Origin of the sequence: Jeotgalibaca sp. PTS2502, from assembly GCF_001975685.1 — a bacterium.
GTDB lineage: Bacteria > Bacillota > Bacilli > Lactobacillales > Aerococcaceae > Jeotgalibaca > Jeotgalibaca arthritidis.
The window spans coordinates 1549746-1576496 of the sequence record NZ_CP019433.1; the positions used below are offsets into that span (position 1 = coordinate 1549746).

26 protein-coding genes and 2 tRNA genes are annotated in these 26751 nt (G+C 40.6%); 2 read left to right on the forward strand and 26 right to left on the reverse strand.

Annotated elements, in window-relative coordinates:
- Window positions 1-37: 37 nt before the first annotated feature.
- From BW721_RS07605 to BW721_RS07660, 12 genes are all read right to left on the reverse strand, one after another.
- Entirely contained in the window at window positions 38-1468 is a 1431-nt protein-coding gene (locus BW721_RS07605) for an FAD/NAD(P)-binding protein (RefSeq protein WP_076767588.1), read from the reverse strand.
- A gap of 158 nt (window positions 1469-1626) precedes the next feature.
- On the reverse strand, window positions 1627-2367 hold the full coding sequence (locus tag BW721_RS07610) for an NAD-dependent protein deacylase (protein WP_076767591.1): 741 nt from the start codon (window positions 2365-2367) through the stop codon (window positions 1627-1629).
- Between the two features lie 14 nt (window positions 2368-2381).
- Window positions 2382-2783, reverse strand: a complete 402-nt coding sequence (locus tag BW721_RS07615) for an iron chaperone (RefSeq protein WP_269466479.1) — start codon at window positions 2781-2783, stop codon at window positions 2382-2384.
- Between the two features lie 45 nt (window positions 2784-2828).
- Window positions 2829-3254 (reverse strand): cupin domain-containing protein, encoded by a 426-nt coding sequence (locus BW721_RS07620; protein ID WP_076767592.1) that lies wholly within the window; start codon window positions 3252-3254, stop codon window positions 2829-2831.
- Window positions 3255-3515: 261 nt separating this feature from the next.
- Window positions 3516-4505, reverse strand: a complete 990-nt coding sequence (locus BW721_RS07625) for a diaminopimelate dehydrogenase (protein ID WP_076767594.1) — start codon at window positions 4503-4505, stop codon at window positions 3516-3518.
- Window positions 4506-4560: 55 nt separating this feature from the next.
- Window positions 4561-4815, reverse strand: a complete 255-nt coding sequence (locus tag BW721_RS11815) for a hypothetical protein (protein ID WP_156892213.1) — start codon at window positions 4813-4815, stop codon at window positions 4561-4563.
- 65 nt (window positions 4816-4880) lie between these two features.
- Complete coding sequence (locus BW721_RS07635) at window positions 4881-6635, reverse strand: ABC transporter ATP-binding protein (protein WP_076767598.1); 1755 nt, start codon at window positions 6633-6635, stop codon at window positions 4881-4883.
- A gap of 1 nt (window position 6636) precedes the next feature.
- On the reverse strand, window positions 6637-8352 hold the full coding sequence (locus tag BW721_RS07640; RefSeq protein ID WP_076767600.1) for an ABC transporter ATP-binding protein: 1716 nt from the start codon (window positions 8350-8352) through the stop codon (window positions 6637-6639).
- Window positions 8353-8538: 186 nt separating this feature from the next.
- On the reverse strand, window positions 8539-9315 hold the full coding sequence (locus BW721_RS07645) for a tryptophan-rich sensory protein (protein WP_156892214.1): 777 nt from the start codon (window positions 9313-9315) through the stop codon (window positions 8539-8541).
- A gap of 32 nt (window positions 9316-9347) precedes the next feature.
- The gene (locus BW721_RS07650; RefSeq protein ID WP_076767604.1) at window positions 9348-9794 is read right to left on the reverse strand and encodes a MarR family winged helix-turn-helix transcriptional regulator; all 447 of its coding nucleotides are present in this window, start codon (window positions 9792-9794) and stop codon (window positions 9348-9350) included.
- Between the two features lie 4 nt (window positions 9795-9798).
- Window positions 9799-10677, reverse strand: a complete 879-nt coding sequence (locus BW721_RS07655) for a phytoene/squalene synthase family protein (RefSeq protein ID WP_076767606.1) — start codon at window positions 10675-10677, stop codon at window positions 9799-9801.
- A gap of 16 nt (window positions 10678-10693) precedes the next feature.
- Window positions 10694-12196, reverse strand: coding sequence for a phytoene desaturase family protein (locus BW721_RS07660; RefSeq protein ID WP_076767607.1), 1503 nt, complete (start codon window positions 12194-12196; stop codon window positions 10694-10696).
- A gap of 162 nt (window positions 12197-12358) precedes the next feature.
- Between BW721_RS07660 and BW721_RS07665 the strand changes: the two genes are divergently transcribed.
- A complete protein-coding gene (locus BW721_RS07665; RefSeq protein WP_076767609.1) occupies window positions 12359-13105 on the forward strand; it encodes an alpha/beta fold hydrolase in 747 nt (248 codons plus the stop codon).
- A gap of 42 nt (window positions 13106-13147) precedes the next feature.
- Here BW721_RS07665 and BW721_RS07670 read toward each other — a convergent pair whose 3' ends face one another.
- From BW721_RS07670 to BW721_RS07710, 9 genes are all read right to left on the reverse strand, one after another.
- A complete protein-coding gene (locus tag BW721_RS07670) occupies window positions 13148-13690 on the reverse strand; it encodes an isochorismatase family cysteine hydrolase (RefSeq protein WP_076767611.1) in 543 nt (180 codons plus the stop codon).
- Window positions 13691-13705: 15 nt separating this feature from the next.
- Entirely contained in the window at window positions 13706-14038 is a 333-nt protein-coding gene (locus tag BW721_RS07675) for a hypothetical protein (RefSeq protein WP_076767613.1), read from the reverse strand.
- A gap of 313 nt (window positions 14039-14351) precedes the next feature.
- Window positions 14352-16160: a glutamine--fructose-6-phosphate transaminase (isomerizing) gene (gene glmS / locus BW721_RS07680; RefSeq protein WP_076767615.1), complete on the reverse strand. Its 1809-nt coding sequence runs from the start codon at window positions 16158-16160 to the stop codon at window positions 14352-14354.
- A 347-nt stretch (window positions 16161-16507) separates the two neighbouring features.
- A complete protein-coding gene (locus BW721_RS07685; RefSeq protein ID WP_076767616.1) occupies window positions 16508-18562 on the reverse strand; it encodes a beta-galactosidase in 2055 nt (684 codons plus the stop codon).
- Window positions 18563-18590: 28 nt separating this feature from the next.
- Window positions 18591-18944 carry an ABC transporter permease subunit gene (locus BW721_RS07690; RefSeq protein ID WP_269466480.1) on the reverse strand — a complete coding sequence of 118 codons (354 nt, stop codon included), beginning with the start codon at window positions 18942-18944 and terminating at the stop codon, window positions 18591-18593.
- A gap of 131 nt (window positions 18945-19075) precedes the next feature.
- Complete coding sequence (gene glmM, locus BW721_RS07695) at window positions 19076-20431, reverse strand: phosphoglucosamine mutase (protein ID WP_076767618.1); 1356 nt, start codon at window positions 20429-20431, stop codon at window positions 19076-19078.
- A 50-nt stretch (window positions 20432-20481) separates the two neighbouring features.
- Complete coding sequence (locus BW721_RS07700) at window positions 20482-21519, reverse strand: CdaR family protein (RefSeq protein ID WP_076767621.1); 1038 nt, start codon at window positions 21517-21519, stop codon at window positions 20482-20484.
- The gene (gene cdaA / locus BW721_RS07705) at window positions 21516-22367 is read right to left on the reverse strand and encodes a diadenylate cyclase CdaA (protein ID WP_076767623.1); all 852 of its coding nucleotides are present in this window, start codon (window positions 22365-22367) and stop codon (window positions 21516-21518) included. The genes BW721_RS07700 and cdaA overlap by 4 nt, the downstream gene beginning before the upstream one ends.
- A 78-nt stretch (window positions 22368-22445) precedes the next feature.
- Entirely contained in the window at window positions 22446-22826 is a 381-nt protein-coding gene (locus BW721_RS07710; protein ID WP_076767625.1) for a PH domain-containing protein, read from the reverse strand.
- A gap of 98 nt (window positions 22827-22924) precedes the next feature.
- Between BW721_RS07710 and BW721_RS07715 the strand changes: the two genes are divergently transcribed.
- A complete protein-coding gene (locus BW721_RS07715; protein WP_076767627.1) occupies window positions 22925-23524 on the forward strand; it encodes a DUF975 family protein in 600 nt (199 codons plus the stop codon).
- Window positions 23525-23583: 59 nt separating this feature from the next.
- On the opposite strand, the gene BW721_RS07720 is transcribed toward BW721_RS07715, so the two are convergent.
- The 5 genes from BW721_RS07720 to BW721_RS07740 form a co-directional block, all read right to left on the reverse strand.
- Complete coding sequence (locus BW721_RS07720) at window positions 23584-24213, reverse strand: FMN-dependent NADH-azoreductase (protein ID WP_076767630.1); 630 nt, start codon at window positions 24211-24213, stop codon at window positions 23584-23586.
- Between the two features lie 350 nt (window positions 24214-24563).
- Window positions 24564-24635: transfer RNA gene (locus tag BW721_RS07725), tRNA-Gln, on the reverse strand.
- Between the two features lie 10 nt (window positions 24636-24645).
- A tRNA-Tyr gene (locus tag BW721_RS07730) sits at window positions 24646-24726 on the reverse strand.
- A gap of 99 nt (window positions 24727-24825) precedes the next feature.
- Window positions 24826-26415, reverse strand: a complete 1590-nt coding sequence (locus BW721_RS07735) for an ABC1 kinase family protein (protein WP_076767632.1) — start codon at window positions 26413-26415, stop codon at window positions 24826-24828.
- A 21-nt stretch (window positions 26416-26436) separates the two neighbouring features.
- Complete coding sequence (locus BW721_RS07740; protein WP_076767634.1) at window positions 26437-26718, reverse strand: phasin family protein; 282 nt, start codon at window positions 26716-26718, stop codon at window positions 26437-26439.
- Window positions 26719-26751 lie beyond the last annotated feature (33 nt).

A 26751-nucleotide genomic window follows, 5' to 3' on the forward strand; every position in this document is an offset into this window, starting at 1 on the left:
TGCTAGCAGGCTTTTTTTGATGTCGTAATCGAAAGCATTAGGGTTGAATCATACCTTCAACGACTTGATGAGCATGGCGCATCAGCATTCCGGCCGTATTATTGCCATGTTGAATACCATGAATCAATTGCCCATGAATATACAAATTAGTGATGATACCGTAACGTTGACTAATTGCTCGTAAAGAAGGCCATTCAACTTGAACACCACCAAATTCTTCCGATTGAATCAATCGATTACTCAACATCTGGGTAATCAAAGGCGATTGGTCGGTCGCTAAACTAACCCTTTTCTCTTGTCCGCTCGCATTAATTAGATAATCAACTGCTACCCACTTACCATTTGCCAAAACGACTTCGAAATGCTCATCATCCACAAAAACTTCCCTCATACCACCATAAACTGCAATCTCGCCACTCTGCCATAATTGGACTAAATCCTCTACCGACTGACGTGGCATGGGACTGCGAATCGTCTCAAACTGCACACTGTACTCATTTAAAAATCGTTGTTTATCAGTATCCCTTAAAGCAAGCCAAAATTCAGGCAGCATATCATCCAGCTGATGCAGAATAGCTTGGACCTTCCCTAAGTCCCCACTATTTTCTAGCTGCTGAGCCAATTGCTCTCGGCTACCTTGTCCAAAGTCTTCAAAGACAGACTGCCAATCAATTTCTTTTTCTGCACACTCTTTTTTAAACCAATCAATTAACATATCAAGCCTTATAAAGCCATCACCGCGCGCTTTTTCATCGGCCAGCCGTTCAGCTGTTAAATAAGTCATCTCATACAGTGGTTCACTACTACGAACCGAAGAAAAATGACCCGATTGAGAAAAGAAAGACAGTTTGACGGTTGGATCAGATGCTCGTAAAGCCCGCATCATATCAATAGCTGTTAAGCTCGTTCCTATCACCCCAACACGTTTACCTTGCGGGATATGGGCTAATTTTTTCTGAACCGGGTAAGGATGGTAAATAAAATGAGGGTGTCTCTTCAAATGGTACGGATCTTGATACGGCAAATGTCCCGTACAAAGGTGGACACAATCAACTACATAATTGCCACTTTTTAACTGCACACGGAAGCGGCCATCCCCCAAGCGGTCGATTGCTTGGACATCTTCTTTTATTATCGTCGGCTGGCAATACGAAACGGCAGCATCCAGCTTTTCTTTCAAATACTCGCCGTACCAAGTACGAGGCAGGTGTTTGTGTTCCGCATCTACGACTGCTTTGTTCGTTTCCGCCCATTTTGTAAAGTCAGCTGGGTCGTCTTTGTCCAAACTCATCGTTCTTGCGGTTTGATTCAATAATAATAATTCAGAATCAGCTTGATAAGGTAAACCTGTACCGAATGTCTGACCGTCAAAAAGTAGAATATCCCACTCTTTAGTCATTTGTTGGTCGGCCATAGCAGACAGAACACTAATACCAGCTACACCCATTCCAATAATGGCTACTTTCATCGGTTCACCTCACGTTTTAAATTTGGCTGGTCATTCATAAATGCTCGCCATAGTTGTTTATCGTTCATGTTCGTTCTCCTCGTCTCTGTTACTCTTGATAATTTTACCATCATCTTATCGATAGTCAATTAGAGAACAGCAAGAAGAAAATGGCAGAGCTATGAAAGTTGCTTAGTGACTTCCTTCAAAAAAGTATTGCAGTCGGTTTGAACGACTAGATCAAAACGGTTCATATCAGCAACCATCGTTTGATTAATTAAAACTAAATGCTCACCTTGAAAATCATCGACTAAATACGCAGCCGGATAGACATTTAAACTGGTGCCGACAACAATCAATAAGTCTGCTTCCCGGATAGCGTCCGAAGCCTCCTCCATGACCCTTTCATCTAAACGATCGCCGTATAAAATCACTTGCGGTTTTAGTCGTTGGCCCTTTTCATCAACCGCAATCCCTCGTTTATCCCAGCGCAAAGCGTCACTCGAAACGGCTTGGCCCGTTTTGGCATCTTGCCATTTCGTAGCGTTGCCGTGAACGGCAAAGACCTGTTTATTGCCTGCCTTTTCGTGTAAGTTATCAACATTCTGCGTCACAACGGTGACTGTTTTACCACTATCTTCTAGCTGTTTGAAGAAGAGGTGGCCGGCATTGGGTTCTGCATCTGGAAAATCCAAAATCGTTCGGAAATTTTCAAAGAATAATTCAGGTTGCTGCTTAAAAAAAGGCACACTCAGTGCCTCTTCCCCACTATAATGCTGGCCGCTCAGTTGGTCGAAAAAGCCACCCGCTGAACGAAAGTCAGGAATCCCGCTAGCCGTAGAAATGCCCGCACCAGTGAAGCCAACAATTCGCTTGGCAGATTTAATCAGTTGAACAAGTTCTTGAATATCTTTTTGCACAGCATTCACCCTTCCTAACGCCAGAATTTTTGGTGATCAGCTTTATCATGTTGGTTAAAGGCGATCATTTCTTTTAATAAATCATATGGAATAGCTTGATCAAATGGTAAACGTACTAAGTTTTGAGTATAAGACAAGCCCCGTTTATCGAACTCATCTTTAAATTGATTAATCCCTGCCACTTCTGGCGCAACTGCAAGATGATGTTTCGCCACACTAAAGCCAATAATATAGGTTCCATGATCGGTAAACATCGGTTGGTTCCATTTATATTCAGCTTTTAGATTAGGGAATTCGGTCATAACCCAGTTTAATAATTCTTCCACACGCTGGCGTTGTTCAGCTTGTGGCATTTTATTTAAAAAGTCCTGATAAAGTTCCATCTGTATCGCCTCAACTTTCAGTTTTTCTTTCATTAAAAAAGGCCTCAATCCTAAACCTAGTATGAGGCCTCAGTGCTTTTATTCGGATAATAAAGTATGGTCGCTTGCATCCTCACGGGTATGATGAATCGTTCCTTCTGCATATTCTGGAATTGAGTAAATCGTATACAGTTTCAATGGCCGGCCACCCGTGTTAATAATATTGTGCCACATATTTCCGGGAATGAAAATAGCGTCATTGGTTGTGATTGCCCGCTCATAGGTGAATTCATCAGGGCTTGGACCCATCCGGCACACTCCTTGGCCGTCTTCAATACGCGTATACTGGTCGATATTGTGGTGGACTTCAGTGCCTGCTTCTTCATTTTCTGGGATAGACATAATTAAAGCTTGAATGTGATTACCAGTCCAAATGACTTTGCGATAAGAGTCGTTTTCCATCACTAATTCCTTAAAATCAATAACAAAGGGTTGTTGATCCGTTTCCTTGAATGATTCAGTCATGACGATTCCTCCTCAACTTATCTCGTTACTTCTATTATATATGAAAACGCTACCAAAATAAAATCTAAAAAACCCCTACAGTAGTTTTACTTTTTCAAGTGTCTACTTTAGGGGGAGCATATCAGAACAGTATGGTTTTTTCGCTTTATGAGTAAATATGGACGTTGAAAGCTAAAAATCACTTTCAACATCCACATTTTATCGTTTTAAGGAAGTTGCAAACTAAAATCCATTTTCAACTTCCACACTCATATCAATTTATTAAAGTAATTCTTTTCTTAATTCAGCTCCTGATTTAGGAGATAGGTAAGCTGGGGCAATATCAAAAACAGATTTCGCGCCGTATTGGCCTTCTTGGTCTAGACGGTAAGCTGCTCTCGCGTAGGCAATAGATGCTGCCGCTGTAAACTGTGGGTTGCTACCCAAATCTAAGGCAAACTCATAAACAGCCATTGTTTGGTCATCTGTATAGCCTCGGCGGATTACACGACCACCATGCGGCATGCCTTGATGATCTCTATAGTAGTCTGCTTCATCAATAAAATGAACCTCTGTCTCGTAACCATCAAAGTAATCTTTCATCGTTTTAATGGTTTCTGAGATTGCTGTTAGGTCAGCTCCAGCTTCTGCTACTACATAACACACGCGTTTGTGAGACGACGTTTTAGTGTAAGCAACCTCTTCACCTTCTTTGATCGCTTCAATTAATGACTCATTCGGTATGGTGTATTGAACACCTAATTTAACACCATTGACCCGTCTAATCGCATCACTATGACCTTGGCTCACGCCACTTCCCCAAAATGTATAGGTATCGCCTTTAGGTAAAACAGCCTCTGCTACTAAACGATTCAGTGAAAACAAACCTGGATCCCATCCCGTTGCAATAACCCCCACATTTTGATGCGCCTTCGCTAATTCGTCAATGACATCAAAATGGGCTGGAATTTCTGCATGGTTATCGTATGCATTAACCGTTGTAAATTGTTTTTGTAAAATTGGAGCCTGCTCAGGAATATCTGTTGCTGAGCCACCACACAAAATGAGTACATCTATTTGATTCGTCATTTTTTCTAAATCATCCATGTGAAACACAGGGGATTCACTGTCGACCGTTTGTGGATCTCTTCTTGAGAAAATACCGACTAGGGTCATATCAGGGTGAAATGCCAGTTCCGTTTCAACACCTTTACCCAAATTTCCGTAACCTACGATTCCAATTCTAATTTGATGATTGCTATGATTGCTCATATATGTCCCCTCTTTCTATTCGCTCTCTTATTAAAAATTAATTTTACCAATTAAATTATAATTTGGCAACTAATACGTTCACATTTTTTTGCCACTTATAAATGATGGCGCAAGTAACAAGAATAAGGGGGAGAACAATGGCTGCCATAAAGATATAACGTAAATTATCATCGAATAAAGACGATACACTGCCCATGATAGTTGGACCAACTGCACAACCTACCAAAGATAATAGTGGTAGCGGTGAACAAATAACTAACAGATACGATAATACGCATAAACAGCCACTCGCAATAACACATGGGATCATCGCTTGTTCAGCTGCTCTAAAAGAAGCTGAAACTCTTTATCTCATCTTCTGCCCACGCAAACCGATTACGCTTCTTCGGTAAATTGGGCTTGGTACAGCTCTTTATAATAGCCACCTTTAGCCAAAAGCTCGTCGTGACTACCAATCTCTAAAATATTTCCTTGATCAAGCACTAAAATCTTATCCGCATTTCGAATCGTTGATAGGCGATGTGCAATCACAAAACTCGTGCGCCCTTCCATCATTTGTAAGAAAGCAGACTGGATTTTTTGTTCAGTCAGCGTATCAACAGATGACGTTGCCTCATCCAAAATCAACATATCCGGATTCGAAATCATTGTCCGGGCAATCGTTAATAACTGGCGCTGACCATCAGAAATCTTCAGCCCACTGTCTCCTGCCTTCGTATCCAAACCTTCTGGTAACCGAGATACAAAGTCGTACATATAGGTTTTCTTCAAGGCATCATAAATCTCATCGTCGGTCGCACTTTTACGACCATAGCGTAAATTCGCACGCAATGAGCCTTCAAATAGCCAGGTTTCTTGAAGCACCATCCCGAAGCTTTGGCGCAAACTATCTCGCGTTAATTCACGGATATCCGTGCCATCAATTAAAATCCGACCGCTATTGAGTTCATAGAAACGCATCAGCAAGTTAATTAAAGTTGATTTCCCAGCTCCCGTTTTACCGACAATTGCAATAGTTTCCCCTGGCTGAACTGACAAACTAAAATCTTTTATCAGCTCTTGGCCTTCAACATAACCAAAGTGAACATGTTCAAACGATACCGCTCCTTTTGCCCCAGTTAACACTCGGGCATTTGTCGCGTCAGGTTCTTGTGGGGCTTGTTGGAGAATATCATACGCTCTATCCAAACCAGCAATGGCTAACTGTAGCTGAGTGGTGATACCTGAGAGCTCAATAAAGGGCTTAGTAAACTGGCTAGAATAAATTGTAAAACTAGAAATCACACCAATCGGTACACCATCATTACCATTTAAAGCGAGAACACCACCGACAAGACCAACTGAAAGGTAAGCTAAATGGTCAACGACACGTGATAACGGATTGGTTAAGGATGACGAAAACTGTGCTTTTTGACCATCAACGTACAAACGTTGGTTAATCCCTTCAAACATCTGCTGTGTTTTGTCTTCTTGTTGGAAAGCTTTAACAATCTTTTGATTACGAATACGCTCATTAATAAATCCGCTCAGCTCACCCGTAATTCGTTGTTGATTACTAAAGTTCTGTTGTGAGGCACGCGCAACTAGCCACATTACCGTAAAAATAACTGGTGTCGCAATAAGGACAACGACCGTTAACCATGGACTTAAGTACAGCATAAAACCTAACGCCAAAATCAAAGTCGATAAACCGGAAAACAGCTGGATAAACACAGCTGACACAGCCACAGATACATTGTCCATATCATTCGTGAAACGGCTGACAATATCACCATGAGCGGTTTGGTCATAATAGCGTAATGGCAAATGATTCAAGTGTTTAAAGGTATCCTTCCGCAATTCTGCTACCGATTGGTAAGCAATGCGGTTTCCTAAAACTTGAATCACCCATTGGCTAATGACCGTTACTAATAAAATACCGGCAAACAAGGCCAATACACGGTAAAGACCAGTAAAATCAACTTGATCCATACCGATCAGTAAATCAACCGACACACCAATATAATAGGTCATTAACACAACGGCCGCTCCACTAATCACGCCAAACAAGCTGGCAGCAATTAATTCTTTTGGATAGGCCAACAAATAGGGCCAAAAATAACGAAGTCCTTTGGAAGATAGTTTTTTCATGTTATTTCTCCTCCTGTGATGCGACAAGCTCCTGATACTCAGCTGACTCTTCTAACAACTCATCATGCGTACCAGCAGCCAATAACCGACCACTGTCCATTAATAAAATACGGTCTGCTTTTTGTAAAGAGCGAATCCGTTGCGAAATAATAATAACGGCGCAATCTAAATCACGCTTCAAGGCTTCACGTAAATATAAGTCTGTTTGATAATCTAGCGCCGACAAGGAGTCATCTAAAATCAATAAGCTTGGTTTAGCAATCAATGCTCGGGCAATTGTCAGGCGCTGGCGTTGTCCACCTGAGAAATTCTTCCCATTTTCCATGACTGGTGAATCCAATTGTTGTGGTAATGCGGAAACAAAATCGAAGGCTTGTGCCGTTTTTAAAGCTTGCCAACATTCTTCATCAGTGGCATCTTCTTTTCCCCACCTTAAATTATCGCGGATGCTACCACTAAATAAGACAGCTGTTTGCGGCACCATTGCGATGCGTTGGCGCAAATGATTCAGGTCCCAATCCCGCACGTTTTTGCCCATAAAGTAAACATCGCCGGCACTCGTATCATAAAAGCGCGGAATCAGCTGAGTAAGGGTTGATTTCCCGCTACCAGTTGGGCCTGTAATCCCCACTACACTGCCGTCAGCAACTTCAAAATTGATGTTTTCGAGTGACAATCCCGCTTCCTTGCTGTATCTGAAATCGACTTGTGAGAAAGAAACAACTGCCGCTTCTGGGTCAGGCTCAATTGAGTCAGCCAGTGGCGAAACTAAGCTTGGTGTTGTATCCAGTACCTCGTTAATCCGCTGAGCAGATGCAAAAGCACGGGTAAAGGTCACTACTAGGTTAGAGACAACAATCAAAGCTAATAGCATTTGATTCATATAAGAAATAAGGGCTAATACTTCACCTTGCTGCAGGCGACCGTCGTTAACAGAGAAGCCACCGATATAAAGTAAAATCATAATGCCTGCATTCATAATTAAGGTCGTACTTGGCGACAAGAGAGCAGATAAATTGGCTACTTTTCGATTCACTTTAGCTAAATCATCTGTGCTGTCGTTGAAATGATTGATGTCGCTCTTTGTACGTGCGAAGGCACGAATAACACGAACACCACTCAAATTTTGGGCAATCAGTTCATTTAAATAATCTAAACGTTGCTGAACGTTTTTATATAGAGGAACGGAGTACCGAATAATTAAAAAGAGCACTAAGCAAAAAAGTGGAAGTGATAATAAATATAAAAAGCCTGTTTTAGCATCGATAATAAATGCCATCACAACGGCTCCCACACTTAAGAATGGCGAACGAACGACTAATCGAATCAACATTGCCAATGCCAATTGCATTTGGTTGATGTCGTTAGTCATACGCGTAATTAATGTGTCTGTCCCAAATTGATTTAAGTCTTCATGAGACAGTGTATTAATTTTTTTCATGAGTTGGTTACGCAACTCTGTTCCAAATCCTTGAGAAGCAATCGAGGCAAAATACTGACAAATCGCTGCGCAAATACCGCCACATGCTACCATCACGAGCATTAAGCCTGCCATTTGCCAAACAGTCGTGATATTTCCCTTCGCTACCCCATCATCTATTAGCTTTGCCATGAGTAATGGCAACATTAGTTCAAGAACTGCTTCTAAAAACTTAAAGACCGGCCCTAAAATGACCTGTCGTTTATAATTCCGTGCATACCGCAATAAACCTACCATTTGTTCACATCCTTTACTCTACTGCCTTTCATTATAGCGCAAGAAAGACCTCTAATACTATAAACAAGCCTTTTAAAAGTGACGCTGATGGCATGACTGTGCGATACAGCTAAAAAAATCATTCGGCTTTATCGAACATTCAAACCCAACAAAAAAAGGATTGAGCGCGAGGCTCAATCCTTCTTACTAGTCTATATAAGGAATGACGGCTTTTTTATTTTTCCACCACTGGTATGCCGCTGCTAGGGTTAAAATCACAGCGTTAGCTAAGGCAATCGCTACTAGAGTTTGGCTTTCTCCAAAGGTTTGTAGCTCTTGTGATATACCGAAGAATGCCCAAGCAATTGGCAAGGTGAAGGCTGCATTTTTGACTTGTAATAACACACCAATCGCTAGGAGTAACGCTACTAGCATGATGATCATTGCCCATGTATCGTAAGTCATACCAAAGCCATCCCAGTTCATTTTCACTAAGTAAGCTGCCACATTAACAACAGAGGCAATAATTAGCCAGCCAGTGTTCAAGCCGAATGTTAATGGCAATAGCCAACGCTTCGAGCCATCAACCTTCAATAGTTTTTTCAAAATCAAAGCCAAACTGATGACATAAATAAAAATAAAGACGGTTGAGACACCAATCAAAATATAGGAGAAACTTATAATCCACAAGATATTTGCTGCCAATGACACCCAGATTAAAGGAGAGAGGCTATCAATGGCTTGCTTGTAATAACTGTCTTCGTGACGCACAATCATCACAATAAAACTAAAGAGTAATAAGCCGTAAATTAAGCTCCAAATACTAAAGGTAAATCCAGCAGGTGTAATGAGGGTATGGTACAGGTCGGAAACTTCTGCTTGAGACGAGCCGTTTATAAATCCAGTCGCTCCTAAAAAATTGACAATCAGGGTCACTATAAAGAGGGTTAAATTTACCCATGCTTTCTTTTTAGTGTCAGTCATATCGATCATCCTTTCCATTCCTTAATCGCTGCTTAGTCGTTTACTTTCTTCAATTGCTGCTGTAAGGTTTCCAGCTGATCCATCAAGCCAATGATATCCAACTCCATCAGTTGAAAGCCTTCTAACTGTTTTAAAATCGATAAGTTAATCGCTGGCTTTTCGTTAGTTGCTTGTTCGGTTACAAAAACGAGGGTGGCGCGTTTATCGGTATCGTGGGTCTTCTTTTCAACCCAGCCATGCTCTGTCATTCGTTTTAGAATCGGATTTAAGGTTCCAATTCCCATTCCTGTTCGTGAACCAATATCCGTCACTGCGACCCCATCTTTATCCCATAACGCAAGTAAGACAAGGTACTGTGAAAACGTTATACCAAAAGGCTGCAAGGCCTGACTGTATAATTTTCCCAACTCGCTAGAGGCGCGGTAAAGTCGAAAACACAATTGGTCTTCTAAGCGCCGATCAAATATTGAATCATCCATTCTATCACCGTTTCTTAAATCTTTTTCTGGCTTCTAACACAAGGCCCATCATTTTTACTTCGGGCACATAATTCCTCAGCTGCAAGCAATTATAGTTGTTTTCACGCACGCTATCTATAATAGCACGATATAATTTGGCTGCAACATAAACAGGGAAACGACAGTCTTCATCAAAGCGGTCAATACGATCCCAAAAGAGTCCGTATCTTCTTTCTGCTTCCATGGCAATGCTTTCCCATAATTCAATAAATGACGGATTAACGCCATCCTCCATGAGCGCATCTATACGAATACCATAATGCAACAACAAATCAGATGGCAAATAAATACGGTTATTATCTCTAAAATCCTCGCCAACATCACGTAAAATATTCGTCAATTGCATCGCAATCCCTAAGGAAACCGCACTTTCTCTTAAGCTATCATCAATCTCATTATTAGCCGATAAAATCGGTAACAACATCAAACCAACAGAACCCGCTACATAATAGCTATATTCTTCTAGAGCAGATAAATCAGCCATCCCTTTGAAGGAGAGATCTCTCTTTTGGCCTTCCAATTGGTCGAAAAAAGGCGAAACATCCATTTTATAGCGTGTAAACACATCTCTTAACGCTCGCCACATTGGGTCATCAGGCGTATGACCCTTGTCGAAGGCCTTTAATTGTTCTTCTAATTTTTGTAAATTTTTAATTTTTTTTGCCAAAGGATCATCAGAATCTACGGTGTCATCTGCTAGACGACAAAAAGCATAAATGGCATAGACTGCCCGCGCCTTTTCTTTAGGCAGCTGGGAAAAAGCCGTATAAAAACTTTTTGATGAAGCTTTTATAATCTTTTCACAAAATGCGTAGTCTTGCCTAAGTTGCCTTGATAACATCATGATGTCATTTCCTTTCTTAAGCATTATCGTCTAATTTCAACTCGTCCGCTGCAATCTTGCCAGATACTAAGACAATTGGTACACCTGCACCTGGATGGGTACTGCTTCCTGCGAAATAAAGATTCTCACAATTTTTCGCTTTCGCTTGTGGACGGAAGTGGTTGCTTTGCAAGAGCGATGGCTGCAGACCGAAACATGCCCCATTATAGGCATTAAAACGATCACGGAAATCAAGCGGCGTAATCACTGACTCAGAAATAATCTCATTTTCAATATTCGCCATACCTGGTAAATGACTCACTGACTCAAGGGCCTTTTGACGGTAGTATTGAATGGTTGACTCATCGTTCCAATCATACTTAGCCGTTGCAAGATCAGAAACAGGAACAAGAACGTATAGGCCTTCTTTTCCTGCCGGCGCAACAGTTGGGTCGACTTTAGAGGCAGCCACAACATAAAGAGACGGATCTTCAATTTTTTCACCGGAGAAGACTTGGTCTAAGTTTTGATCAAGGTCTTCTGAGAAGACAAAGGTATGAACATGCTCCAACTCCTCATATTTACGATCCATTCCTAAGTAAAGAATGAAACAGGAACAAGAGTAGTCCATCTTATCAATTTTTTCATCGGTATATTTGCCTTTTGCTTTTTGGTCATTCACTAAGTTCTTCATAGCGTATGGGAAGTCAGCATTACAAATCACATAGTCTGAATGAACAGCCTCGCCCGCAACACTCACGCCTTTAGCTTGACCGTTTTCAATGATAATCTCATCAACTGGCGAATTCAGATGGACTTTCCCACCGAGTTCAATAAAGACTTTCTCCATACCTTCTGCCATTTTGTGCATACCACCCTCGATATACCAAATACCGTATAACAATTCAATCATCGGGATAATGGTATACAGCGATGGCCCATTATCTGGACTTACACCAATATAGAGGGTTTGGAAGGTCAGCATTTGCTGGATTTTTTTATCTTTTACAAATTTTGCAATCGAGTTGGTTGCAGAATCAAAAGTCTTTAGTTTTAAAGCTTGTTTCAACATGAATGGGTTATACATGTCTTTATTACTACGGAACGGACGCTGGATAAAGTGGTCGACTGCTACTTGGTAGCGTTCATAAATACTAGACAAGTATTTCAAGAACCCACTGGCATCTTCTGGACTGACTGCTTCTAGCGTTTTCATCAATTGAACCAAGTCTGAAGATACATCAATATGTTCGCTTCCTTTATTAAAATAAGAGCGGTACATCGGATCTAAACGTTTCATCGGAATGTAGTCATCTGGATTTTTTCCTGCATATTCAAAAATTTCACGATACAAATCAGGCATCATGACAATCGTCGGGCCTAAATCAAAACGGAAACCGTCTTTTTCGATTCGGTGCATTTTTCCGCCAACCATGCTTTCTTTTTCATAAATTTCAACTTGATAGCCATCTTTTTGGAGACGGATGGCGCTGGATAACCCTGCAACCCCTGCTCCAACAACGATTACCTTCTTTTTCATCGACACTGTTAGTCACCTTTTTCTCAGTTTTTATTTTTTAAGGTTTGTTTTATAGCTTCATCCTAAACTATATCGTGTACGATGTAAAGTGGAATGATTATAAAGTCAAAATAAATAGACAATTTTTTAAGAACAGGCTATGCTAGCCTTGAGGTGTTGCATATGTTATTAACTGTGAGAAAACGACTGCTTGGAACCATTCCCCTTTTAGAGGTCGTTTCTAAAGAAAACCGTAACCAACCATTACCACTGATTATTTACTACCATGGCTGGCAATCCGCTAAAGAATTAAACTTAACCCAAGCCCGTTCGCTAGCCAAACAAGGCTTTCGAGTTTTATTACCGGATGCCTACAACCACGGCGAGCGCAAGCAAGCCGTATCTAAAGTCCCATCACTAACGTTTTGGCAAAGTATCCACGCCAACTTGATGGAATTTGGTTATATCGTCAATCATTTTCAAAAAATGAATTTAGCCAATGACCAGATTGGCGTCGGCGGTTTGTCTATGGGCGGTATTACTACCTGTGCCTTGCTGACTCATCATCCTGAAATTAAGGCCGCGGCTTGTGTGATGGGATCACCTAAACCCGTCGCCTACTTGGAACGCATTCGCCAACATGCCAGCCAATTGGGCCGCTATCTACCAGCTGACTTAGAAGCGTTATTAAGCTGGCTTCCTAAGTATGACTTGTCGCTCAATCCCGATACGATCAACGGCCGTCCGCTCTTCTTTTGGCATGGTCAACAAGACCATATTGTTCCCTATGATCATGTGGTTCGTTTTATGGATGAGCATGGTGACTTGGAGAATATCAGTTTTGTCGATGAAGATGAAGGCCATCTCGTCCGCGGCGAAACGATGGAAAAAGTGACTCGTTTTTTTATGAGAGAGCTTTTAGGGAAATAAAGAAGAGGCTGGAATTTTTTTATCCCAGCCTCTTCTTTATTGCTATTCAACTACTTCTGTATGGAAACAACGCACCATATGGTTAACCATGGTGTCGCCTAAATCAGTAAAGGTTGCAATGCCTTGTTTATGAATGGCTGTTTTAAAGCCTTCCGCATCTGCTCCCGCTACCGTTAAAAAGTCACAAATATCAGTTGTTACACCAACGACATGAACTTTTTCCACTTCTAATTGGCGTAATTGATCAGCCAATCCCGTTTTGAAAAAGGCGTTGTAGTTTGTCTTTGCTTGGTAGTAGAGTTGGTCATGATTTTGATTAGCGTCAAACCAATCCTGCAACTCACCGTAAAGTTGTTGGCCGTAACTGCCCGTCACATTGTGGGCTGGCCATAAGTCAAAATGAGGATCATTTTCTTCATGATCATCCATCGATACGACAACCACTTGGCCGTTATCTAAAAAAGCCTGGGCTGTTTCTTTTATGTAGGAAACAATCGCTTGAGCTGGCTTACCAACCGTCAATGTGCCATTATCTGCCACAAAGTCATTACTCATATCAACAATTAATAGTGCTTCTTTCGCCATTTGGCTTTCACCGCCTTATTTTTTCTCAACCAATGCCTTCAACTTTTCTAAAGAGTCACTAAATCCTTCTGACTTTAGAAACACACGAATCCCTGTTTCTTCTTTTAATCGAAACGCTGCAAATTCTTCTTTATTTTCGTCTACAAAATGAACTTCCATAAAAGGTAAAATATGTTCGATCGTAACTGTGACAACTGTCTTTTCTTCCAGCTCATTTTTTTCGTTTGGAAATAATGTCACCGTTGCCGTTTTACCCTCTTCAAACTCGTCCATTTTCCAAACCGATTCATTGTCAAACCACTGGCTTAATTTCTCTGGCTTTGTAATAGCATTCCAGACTTTACGCATGTCACCATCAATTAATATCGAACGCTCGTGGGCTACCTGTTTGATAGCAATCCCTCCTCAACAACCTTTTTCTTTCTACCTTATATAGTAGCACGATAGCCCTCATTTTTTAAATAGGAAATCTCTCATTTCCCTCTTTTAACCGATAAAAGGACGAAATAATGACAAAAAACCAACTTCAGCCTGCTTTTTAGGCCTGAAGTCGGTCAAAACTGCTTACCGACCGACTTCGGCTGAAAAAATGACACTGAAGTTGGTTTTAGAGGTTAAAATAAGGAAGTTGGGGCAATCCCCTCAACTTCCTTTTAAATCGTTATTCCACTGTTACTGATTTCGCTAAGTTTCTTGGTTTGTCAACGTCATAGCCTCTTTGCAAGGTTGCATAGTAAGCTAGTAATTGAGTAGGGACAACTGCGACAAGGGGTGCGAGTTCTTCATGGACATGTGGCAAGATAAATTGGTCGCCTTCTTGTTCCAATCCTTCCATGGCAATCACACACGTATTTGCACCGCGAGAGCGTACTTCCTCAACATTACCGCGAGTGTGGCTGGCATTGCTTGCTTGCGTCGCTAAGGCTAAGACTGGTGTGCCTTCTTCGATTAGGGCAATGGTACCATGCTTCAATTCGCCGGCAGCGAATCCTTCTGTTTGTATATAGGAAATTTCTTTTAGTTTCAATGCCGCTTCCATAGCGACATAGTAGTCTAATCTGCGTCCGATATAAAAGGCATTTCTCGTATCTTTAAAATAGGTCTCAGCAAGTTCTTCTAATTGCGCTTTTTCATCAATGACAGTATCCATCGCTCTTGCGACTAGTCCTAATTCGTGAGCTAAGTCCCACTGGTTGTCGTGACCTTTTTGTCTGCCTAACACGTCAGCTAATATCGCCATAACAGTCATTTGAGCAGTATAGGCTTTTGATGAGGCTACAGCGATTTCTGGGCCTGCATAAAGCAATAAGGTATGGTCTGCTTCACGCGACAAAGTTGACCCTTGGACGTTTGTAATCGTCAATGCTGGGTAACCCAGTTCTTTTACTTTAACCAACACTTGGCGGCTGTCTGCTGTTTCGCCAGATTGGGAGATAAAAATAAAGAAAGGTTTGCCAGTCAATAACGGCTGGTTGTATGAAAACTCACTTGCAATATGAACTTCTGTTGGGATCTTAGCTAGTGTTTCTAAATAGTGCTTACCTACCCAACCAGCATGATAACTTGTTCCACAAGCGACAATATGGATGCGGTCAGCTTCCATCATGGCAGCCAATAACACTTCATCCACTTCTAATTGGTTGTCTTCTCCTTGGTACTCTTGAATGATACGACGTAAAACAGCTGGTTGCTCGTCAATCTCCTTCAACATATAGTAAGGGTACGTTCCTTTTTCTAAATCAGATGCATCCACAGTTGCGCGGTAAGACGCACGCTCAATCGCTTCACCAACGACTGTTTCAATTAAGACATCATCTTTTGTCAGCATGACAATTTCGCCGTCATGAATCTCAACATACTCGTTCGTTAGTTGCACACCTGCCATCGCATCACTGACAACCATATTGAAGTCGTCACCTAATCCGATCAATAATGGGCTTTTATTTTTAGCTGCATAAAGAACACTTGGGTCTTCTGCATCAATCATCGCAAAGGCATAAGACCCTTTAACGACTTGCAAGGTTTTTTTTAAGGCCTCTTTAGCCCCTAACCCTTCTTTTTCAGCAATTGCCGCAATAACATTGACAACAATTTCTGTATCCGTTTCACCATACAGATGAACATCAGATAAATAATTCTCTTTCAACTCACGGAAGTTTTCAATGACACCGTTATGAACTAATGTAAAGCGGTTATTAGCTGATTGATGAGGGTGAGCATTGTCCACACTTGGCACACCATGTGTTGCCCAACGTGTGTGACCAATCCCCACGCTTGCTTCAATCTCAAAATCAACTTGCTCTGATAAAGCCGCAATACGACCTTTTTCTTTAAACAAATGACCTTTTCCGACTGGATCTACCACATAAATCCCAGCTGAATCATAACCACGGTACTCTAATTTTTCTAATCCATTAACTAACGCATTTTGAACGGCTCCTTGGCCGATATATCCAACAATTCCACACATAACAAAAAAACCTCATTTTCTATTCGATTTTTCTTCTGGGTGTGGGAATGCATCTTTGTAAGAAGGCAGCTTATGCGATCTCTTTTAAATGACATTCTGTAGACTACACAAACCTTGGGCTACCCGCCGAAACTTTCGATAAACCCAATCCTCGTCACTCAGTTTTCACTGAGCCTGGCGCTATCCATTATTAAACCAACGATCCTCCTTTTTCTTATCTATTTTTCCAGAAGCACTGTGAATTATATCCTAAATGAAGTCAATTAGTCAACATTTCATGAAAAACTTATGAAAGAAACAAAGAAGAGTAGCGAGAGGATTTCCTCTTACTACTCTTCTCCTATTTCTTATCCTTTATAAGCGACAACTCGTGCCTCGTATGGTGCCAACATCATATCGCCCACTAGTTCTTCCTTCGTTCGAACATCTGTGACCAAATTATGAACAGTAATGGCTTGCTCTTCTTCCGTGAAATTCATAATAAAGACATAATGAGTATCTTCCGAAATTTGACGAGATTGAACAGAAACACCGCGTCCATGATCAACTGTTAATACTGCCTTCAAATCTAATTCTTCAATTAGCTCTGCATAGAAATCGCGTTGGAAGTCTGCCTCCATGCGAGCACCGATATAGTAAGCTGTTCCTTCTCCAAATTGATTTTTCGTCACAGCTGGTGTGCCTTTATAGAAATCAGCTTCATAGTGAGCCAATACTTCTGCTGAATCGACCGACAAAACAGTGGCATAGTCGGTAATCTCATAATGCTTGCCTTGATAAGCCAGTTGATTACGGTCACTTGGATAGAAGGTATCTGTTTCAAGTGGCTGTACACCAAAAACCTCTTGTAAGTCTTTTGGCCAACCGCCTAGGTAAGTTAAATCATGCTCATTCACGATGCCACTAATATAAGTCGTTACCAGCTTTCCACCTGCTTGAACAAATGCTTTCAGGCGACTAATTGTCTCTTCACTCATCATGTAGAGCATAGGTACGACTAATAGTTTGTAGGCAGAAAAATCTTGTTCTTTTGTAATTACGTCAACTGGAATATCATTTTCCCAGAAGGCGCGGTAATGTTCCTGTGCTGTTTGTGGGTAACGCTTGGTTTGTAAGCCATAGCCTTGCGCATCGCCAAGAGCCCAATGGTTTTCCCAGTCATATAAAATTGCTACATCGGCTTGTCGCATAGAGCCGGTAATTTCTGGCATATCGTTTAGTGCTTGTCCGACTTTCTTAACATCTTGGAAAACACGGTTATTCGTACTACCATCATGGTCAACAACAGCTCCGTGCAATTTCTCAGAAGAGCCGCGTGATTTACGCCATTGGAAGTACATAATGCTATCTGAACCATGAGCTAGCATCTGCATAGATGATAAGTAATGCATGCCTGGTCGTTTCGTTTTATTGACATTGTGCCAGTTTACCCCGCTCGGTGTTGATTCTAATAGTAAGAAGGGTTGGTTTTTCAATGAACGGTACAAATCATCTACGAAAGCGACTTTCATTGCTAAGTCAGCTGTTGTGTCCCAATCATTATGCCAAGCTGGGTAGGCATCCCAACTCATGACATCTACTTCCTTAGCAAATTGGCTGTAATCCAAGCCTTGGAAAGGAATTAAGTCATTACCATCGGCCATAAAGTTTGTCGTAATCGGAATATGCGGTGTTAATTCACGCAACGGTTCAATCTCGCTCTTATAGAAATCAATAGTTTGGTCACTAACGAAACGGCGCCAATCTATATTCATGCCGTGAACAGCATTTTCGCCAATTGGTGACGGTGATTCAATTTGTGACCAATCGGTAATCGTATGGCTCCAAAACGGCCCCCACCATGCATGGTTTAATTCATCTAAACTATTGTTATAGCGGTTCTTCAACCAACCACGAAAGGCTTCTTGGCAGTAATCACAGTGACATTCGCCACCGTATTCATTGGACACATGCCACATTAAAATCGCTGGATTGTCACCATAACGCTCAGCTAACAAACGATTAATCTTTTGTGTTTGCTGGCGGTAAACCGGTGAACTAAAGCAGTGGTTGTGACGCGCGCCATGCAATAACTTTTGGCGTTCTGCATTCACACGCAATACTTCTGGATACTTTTGAGACATCCACGCTGGACGCGCCCCACTCGGTGTTGAGAGTAAAACTTTTCCACCAAATGATGCAATATTTTCAATAATCTCATCCAACCATTCGAAGCGATAGACGCCCTCTTCTGGCTCTAAACTTGCCCAAGCAAACATCCCAATCGAAAAGGCATTGGCATTAGCCTCCTTCATGAGTTCGATATCTTGTGCGAGAATTTCTGGATAATCTAACCATTGATCAGGGTTATAGTCCCCTCCGTGCAACAAGTGCTGGGCAGCTGATACATACTTTTTTTCCATTTTTGTGATGTCCTTTCTACTAATCCTCTTATCCTTTTGTTCCACCTGACGTTAAGCCTGAAACAAAGTTCTTTTGTAACAATAAAAATACTAAAGCAACGGGAATACTAATTAAAATTGCTCCTGCTGCAAATTTGGTGTAGCTAGCACCTTGCGCTTGGTTCACTAAATTATAAAGACCAATTGGCAAGGTATAGTATTCTGCTGAGCGAAGAATGGTCGATGATAAAATAAAGTCTCCTAGTGGACCAGTAAAGCCGTTCATGGCTACAATAGCCAGCATAGGACGTGAGAGTGGTAAAATAATTTGGAAGAAGACGCGGGTGTTACTTGCGCCATCAATTCGCGCGCTCTCATCTGATTGATGAAATGTAACATACAAGCTTGGTTCGCTATGCTGTATCTTACATCTAACAGGCAAAATGTAAGATACAGGCTTTTTTTAGACTCTGTATCGACAAACGACACCAAAAAAAGCAGCAGCTGGCATGCCAGCTACTGCTTTTGTGTTTATTAGTCTAATCCAATTTCGTTACGAACCACATCTGCGATGCGCGTCACAAATTCGTGTGTTTTTTCATCTGTTTCAGCTTCCGCCATAATACGAAGCAATGGTTCAGTTCCACTTGGTCTAACTAAAATACGACCTTTACCATCCATATCAGCTTCAACTTGCTCAATGACTTCTTTAACCGCTGGAATATCCATTACGCCATCTTTGTTTGTTACACGGATGTTAACAAGTTCTTGTGGGTAAATCGTTACTTCAGCTGCTAATTCAGATAGCTTTTTACCGGTTGCTTTCATAACATACATCAATTGAATAGCTGTTAATAGGCCATCACCTGTTGTATTGTAGTCTAGGAAAACGATGTGACCTGACTGCTCGCCACCAAAGTTGTAGTCATTTTTACGCATTTCTTCAACAACGTAACGGTCACCAACTTGTGTTTTCAAAGCAACCATTTCTTCTCCTTCAACAGCTTTATGGAAACCTAAGTTACTCATCACTGTTGAAACAATCGTATTTTGTTTCAGTTCGTTTCTTGATTTCATAAACTTACCACAAATAAACATGATTTTGTCGCCATCGACAATTTCACCATTTTCGTCTACAGCGATACAACGGTCGCCGTCGCCATCAAAGGCAACCCCAATATCTGCCCCTTTGTCCTTGACGAATTCTTGTAGTTGTTCTGGATGTGTTGAACCAACACCATCATTAATGTTTATGCCGTTTGGCTTAACTCCCATTGTATAGAAGTCTGTTTCCAAATCAGCAAACAAACGGTTAACGATTGGTGAAGCTGCACCATGTGCGCCATCTAAGCAAACCGTTAAACCTGATAAATCATCAGCAATCGTTGTTTGCAAGTATTGAATGTATTTCAAAATACCTTCGTTATATTCATCAACGGTTCCTAAACCTGCTGATGATGGACGTGGTAAATCATCACCCTCTGCATCCAGATAAGCTTCGATTTCATACTCTTGGTCATCTGATAATTTGAAGCCATCAGCTCCAAAGAACTTAATACCGTTATCTTCAGCTGGATTATGTGATGCCGAAATCATAACTCCGGCAACTGCTCCTTGAATACGCGTTAAGTAAGCAACACCTGGTGTCGTAATAACGCCAAGTTGCATGACTTCAATCCCGACAGACAATAAGCCTGCGATTAATGCATGCTCCAATAATTGCCCTGAGATACGCGTGTCGCGACCTACTAATACAAGTGGTTTTTCAATTTCTGGTGCATGTTCTTTTAAGACATGTCCGCCGTAACGTCCCAGTTTAAAAGCCAATTCAGGCGTTAGTTCGCTATTTGCCTGTCCTCTAACACCATCAGTTCCAAAATACTTACCCATTCTTTATAATCTCCTTTGTTTCTACTAGTATCGTCATGATTTTTTTATTCCTATTCGTCTTCTTCCTTTTTAACTGGTTGAACAGTTGTGGAAGAACGGTTGGTTGCTGACTCCGTCTGTGTTGTCGTTACTTTAACATTAACTTGAACTTCAGTCGGTGAAACGGTAACCGTTGGAAGCGGCGATATAACGGGTAAAGTCAACACTGTATCCGTCTTAATATTTGTAATATCAACATCCAGTGTCACTTCGTCAACTTCAGCCAATAGGTTACGGTTACCCTTCAAGCTGACTTCGCCGTCACCAACTAAGCTCAACTCGTACGTTTTTCCAGAAGCGGCTGTCCCTTTTTGATTAATCGTAAGTGGTACTTTTTTCTCATAAGGGGTAATCGGAATTTCGACATCAACTTCTTGAGGTTCAATGGAAACATTTAATTTGTTGCCATTACCATCTTCAACTTGAACCACTGTCGTAATATCAACATTGCTTGATAAATTTGTATCTGACGGCACGCGCACATAGATACGTGCAATCCGGTCAATGGTTGATGCAGGTCCTGTAATAATAGCTGTTTCATCACTCAATACTGGCTCACCTGAGACATATTCTTCATCAACAAGCGACGTATCAAATAATACCTCAATTGGGCTCTCAATGGAAACTTTTTCTTCTATTTCCACATTCACTCGTGAAGGGGTAATTTGATAGTTTAATTCATCAGATAAATTCACCGCACGAATCTCAATCGTATGTCGACCTGGACCCAATAAATTCAAATCTTCCGTCACAATTGAAAAATCATTTGCGGATAAAGTTTGAACAATCACGCTCTCAGGGCCCGTCAGACTAAGTACAATTGTTTCCGGTAACCCTGAAATAAAATAGTGGTCTGTATCAATATTTACTTGGATCGGTAAGTTTGATATGGTCTCATTTCTTGTCGTACTAATCGCATTATTGCGGTTCGTAGTCGTTAGACCATAATTTTCTGAATACACATAGCTGAATAACAATAAGGAAACAAAGAGCGAGACAGCGCGGATAAACCAACTATTCTCAAATAAGGTATTCTTCTTTTTACTCATTCGGAATTCCCCCATTTCAGATAGTCAAAGAACTCTTGAATCAAACTCGGTTTATGATCGTCGTCATGTTCTTCCTCTTCTATTACAAATTGTTCGGTTAAGTATGCTACAAAATCTTCTCTCGACATTTCACGATGCAGCTTGTTTTGATGGGCGACACTTATGCCCCCTGTTTCTTCAGAAACAACAATGGTGACTGAGTCTGTCACTTCGCTGAGACCAATAGCTGCCCGATGACGTGTTCCCAAGTCCTTAGAAATTAAGGGATTTTCTGACAGCGGTAAATAACTAGCTGCAGATGTTATTTTAAAGTCCTGAATAATGACCGCACCATCGTGAAGCGGTGTGTTAGGAATAAAAATATTAATCAGTAGCTGATTAGATACATTCCCATTAATCGGAATACCTGTACGTGCATATTCCTCCAATGAGTCTTCCAGTTCAATCGAAATCAATGCCCCAATTTTACGACGTGCCATATATTGCACAGCCTTGTCGAGTTCTTGGACAAACATTTCCCCTGTTCGAGCCAATGTTTTTGTACGGTTTCTAAAGCCTGCTTTTCCTAAATGTTCCAAACCACGCCGAATTTCAGGTTGGAAAATAATAATAACAGCGACAACTCCCCAGCGAACCACTTGATTGATAATCCAATCAATCGTTTCTAATTGGAGAAAGACTGCCAATAATTTAAGCAACACAACAATCAGTACCCCTTGTACTAATTGTACGGCCCGTGTTCCTTTTAAAATATAAATTAATTTATAAACAAGATACCAAACTAGTATAATGTCTAATACGTTGGCTGCATTCTGCCAACTAAGGATATTTTCTAAATCAAAGTTCATGCGAATAGCCACCCCCTCAGCTTTTACCAGTCTATTATATCACATGCTAACTTTCATATGATGATTGGAATGATAATTTTATCCTAAGAGTTCTTCTGCTAAAATGCGGGAAATATCATAGACATGTTGTTTATTGCGACCCAGCTCTAGACTAACGATAGGCTCTAATCCATTGGAAATATATAATTTTATTTCTGAATCTATATCCGCTGTACCGGCTGTCTCAATGGTAAAACGACTAATTGAACGGTATGGAATACTTTGAATTTCTTTTTTAGTGCCCACACCTTGAACATCCACTAAAATAAGACGCTTGTTTGTAAAAATAATGTAGTCACGAACCAGTTTAAAGGTAGACAAGACTTCTTCCGTTTGAGTCAGCAGGCCCTCCAATAATTTTTCAGCGCTATCATTACCCACTTTACCGGCATGACCAGCTAGGCGATCAAATAAAGACATTCTTATTCCCCATTTCTTTTTTATTTATTATAACAAAACAAACTACTATATATATAAAGTTTTGGTAGAATAAAGATAAATACAAAAGGAGGCACTATATGAACCGTCAACTGTTTAAAGCCACAGCCAAAAAGCAATTGAAGCAGCATTATTTACCTTGGTTAGTGATCGCTCTTATTAGTATCTTGCTCACCTATAACCAATCTCAATCTAACAGCGAGATGATTCAAACAGGACTTACCATTAACTTTCATTTTCGTTGGTTAACGCTTTTCGAGCTTATCTTTACTATTGGGTTTGCTCGTGTTGCACTTGATTTATCATTAGGTTATTACCACTCTTTTAAAGAAAGCTTTTTAAGCAACCGCCAGTGGTTAAAGGAATTTGGAGCCATGTTGCTCGTTAATATTTACACCATACTATGGACCTTTTTATTCATTATTCCAGGAGTGATGAAGTATTACGCTTATTCAATGGTCCCTTATATTCTAGCTGAAGATAGCGAGATGAGTATTTCTGATGCTATTGCACTTAGCCAAGATTTAACTGATGGCTTTAAATTCGATTTATTTATTCTCGATATGTCCTTTATCTTGTGGGATATCCTAGCCATGTTTACTTTGGGGATCAGTGGTTTCTATTCAGAACCTTATAAAAAAGCAAGCTTCACTCAAGCTTATTTATTTTTGTCACGGTAAAAAAACAAACGATGATGGCGTCATTTTAAACGCCATCATCGTTTGTTTTTTTATGTCGATTATCCTAAGTTTCTTGCTGCTTGTCTTACTTTTTCTAAACCTGTTTCAATAATTTCTTGTGCGCGTTCTGGATCTTTGTTGTGTCCTTCAATAATGATTTCATCGATAATTTTATTTTGGAAGATACCTGCGAAAACGTTACGTAGGTAGTTCACACTCATTTCCATTGCTTGCATCTCGTTTGTTGAATAAACACCACCACGAGCATTCATTAAGATCACTTTTTTATCTGGTAATAAGGCTACCATTTTTCCAGTTTCATCATACTTGAATGTATAACCACCTGCAAAAATGTAATCGATAAATGTTTGTAATTTAGCTGGAATGGTTAAGTTCCACAGTGGGAATGCGATAACAACAACATCTGCTGCTGTAAAGGCATCACGGGCTTTTTGATTAGCTGCTACAACTGCTTCTTCAGCAGCAGTTAACACTTCACCGCTTGCCATTTTTCCAAATGCACCAAATAAATCTTGACCAATGTATGGCATGTCTTCTTTGTAAATGTCATAAACAGTTACATCTAATTTTTCGTTGTTTTTTACTTCTTCATAAAATGTTTCGAACATTCGGCTTGAAATACTCTCTGTTGCTGGGCGGTCGTTTGCTTTAACGATTAAAATATTCATCATTGCCTCCAAAATTCTTTTTTACTTACTTAAAGTATAATACCTAATTCACAATCAATAAGCAACACACTATTGATTTTTTTATATAGTTTTTAAAGAAAATAAGAAAAGCGGACAAGTCCGCTTTGGCCTATGAAAAAATAGGAAATTTGACCCTGAATTGTCAGGAGACTTCACGCTTCAGCGGGTTAGTCGAATGATATGCGTTAGCGAGCAGCGAAGCGCGCAATGGGGCAAATTTATCTTTTTTTCACTAGGTCAGGACTTGGGAGCTAGACATTGATGGCTGAACTTATAATCCCCTAGTCTATAAAAAAACCAGGATTTCTCCTGGTTAACAGTCTTTATGACTGGGGTAGCTGGATTCGAACCAACGAGTGACGGAGTCAAAGTCCGTTGCCTTACCGCTTGGCTATACCCCAAAAATTAAAATGGAGGGGGGCAGATTCGAACTGCCGAACCCGAAGGAGCGGATTTACAGTCCGCCGCGTTTAGCCACTTCGCTACCCCTCCAAAAACATCCTTTTAAAATTTCGGACTCATCTATCATAAAATAATCCGCTATCTTTTTCAATATGGCTCACTGCATTTTAATCATTTTCTAATCAAACGTCACAAATTACCTGATCGATAAATGGAAATTAACAGCCAAATACCAAAGAGACCTGAAATGATAAAACCGGCTTGTCCTAAATATTGTCCGCTTTCTGTCCCCGTCATTAACGCTGATGACAACAATAAACCCACAATAATTAAAGACATCACAACTCGGTTAAACATCTTCTTAACGTCCGTCCATTTTTCGTCAAAGTCATCCATATCAATATTCAAGCGCAAGCGACCGTTGACAATTTGTTTGAGCAGCTTAGAAACATTGGTCGGCAGTTCGCTCATATCTTTAACAAGCTGATAACTTTGAACGAGTAGTTTTTCTTTGTTAAAGCGCTCCATCACACTATCCAACGTCATATTTTCGCGTAAGTAGTCCTTGGCAATACGGATAAGGTTGAGATCTGGTGACAAATCTTGAAAGACCCCTTCCAAAATCGACAGCGCCTTGGCTAAAATAGTTAATTCACTCGGTATAACCAGATTATGACGTTTAAACATCCGAATAAAATCAGTAATAAATTCAGTCATATGCACATTTTTCATATCATTACTCAAGTAAACATCAAACATATGCTCGATATCAGTGTAGAGACGACGTTTGTCTAGTGGTTCACGAGGTGTTGCCAGTTCCAAACAAACACTCACCATCAGATCAATGTCCTTACTAGCCAATCCTTCAATTAATTGGTTGAGTGAGCGACGCATATCATCGTTCAAACGACCCATAATACCAAAATCAATAAAATAAATTTTACTATCATAGATTAAAAAGTTTCCTGGATGTGGATCGCCATGGAAAAATCCATCTTTAAATAGTTGCTTCAAATAAGACATCATCAGCTTCTGACTAATATCATCCATATCATAACCAAGTTCTTCTAACGCCACTTTATTGGTAATTTTAACACCATCAATAAACTCTTCTACAAGAACACGACGCTTGGTCAGCCCTTCGTAAACTTTCGGCACACCGATACAAGCCACATGTTTATTGTGGTCACGAAACTCGTTCAACAAGCGGGCTTCATTACGAAAATCCAGTTCGACCAAAGTGGTTTCTTTCACTTGCTCTAGCGCTTCTTTAGGGTCGATAACATCAATAATCCCCGGTGGCATCCACTCGCTGAGACGAATTAGAATATCCAAATCACGAATTAAGGTTTCATCAATAATCGGGCGCTGTACCTTTAATATCACGGATTCACCCGTTCGCAACACTGCCTTGTGAACTTGCGCAATTGAGGCACTAGCGAGCGGTTTTTCATCGATTGACAAAAAGACCTCGCCCAAGGATAAGCCAGTCTCTTCAAAGAAAATACGTTCTACTTCTTCAAAGGGAAACTCCGGCGCACGATCTTGCAGCAAGGCTAATTCATCAACAAAGGCTTGGGGGAGAATATCCAAACGAGTCGATAAAATTTGGCCAATCTTAATAAAGCTAGGCCCTAATTTTTCAAAAGCCCGGCGCAGATTGACGGCATCAATATCGACAGCGTCTGGTTTATTTTGAATTTTGTGATGGTAAACAAAACGAAGACCGTATGAAGATAAGACACGTACAATTTCGCGTAATCGTTTATCATCTGACATAATAATCTCCCCTTGCCATCCTTATTTTTCTAACAATTGGTCTAGTTTTTTGCCTAATTCATCTAGTTTTACTTCCAATGCTGCAACCTCTTCTTTAGACGCGTAGTCCAAGTGGTCTAGCTCGTCTTTTTGAACGGGACGTTTGTCGGTAATTTTACGTTTTAATTCGCTCTGTAAATCTTTTCCTTCTTGAACAGTGACGCGGCCTTTTTCAACCATTTCGTTAATCAGTTTCTCCGCCTTTTCGACAGATGTAGAGGTCAAGCCAACACCAGCTAAGAAAATTTTCTTCAATTCTTCCATTTGATTCCTCTCCTTTTCAACCTTAATCACTTC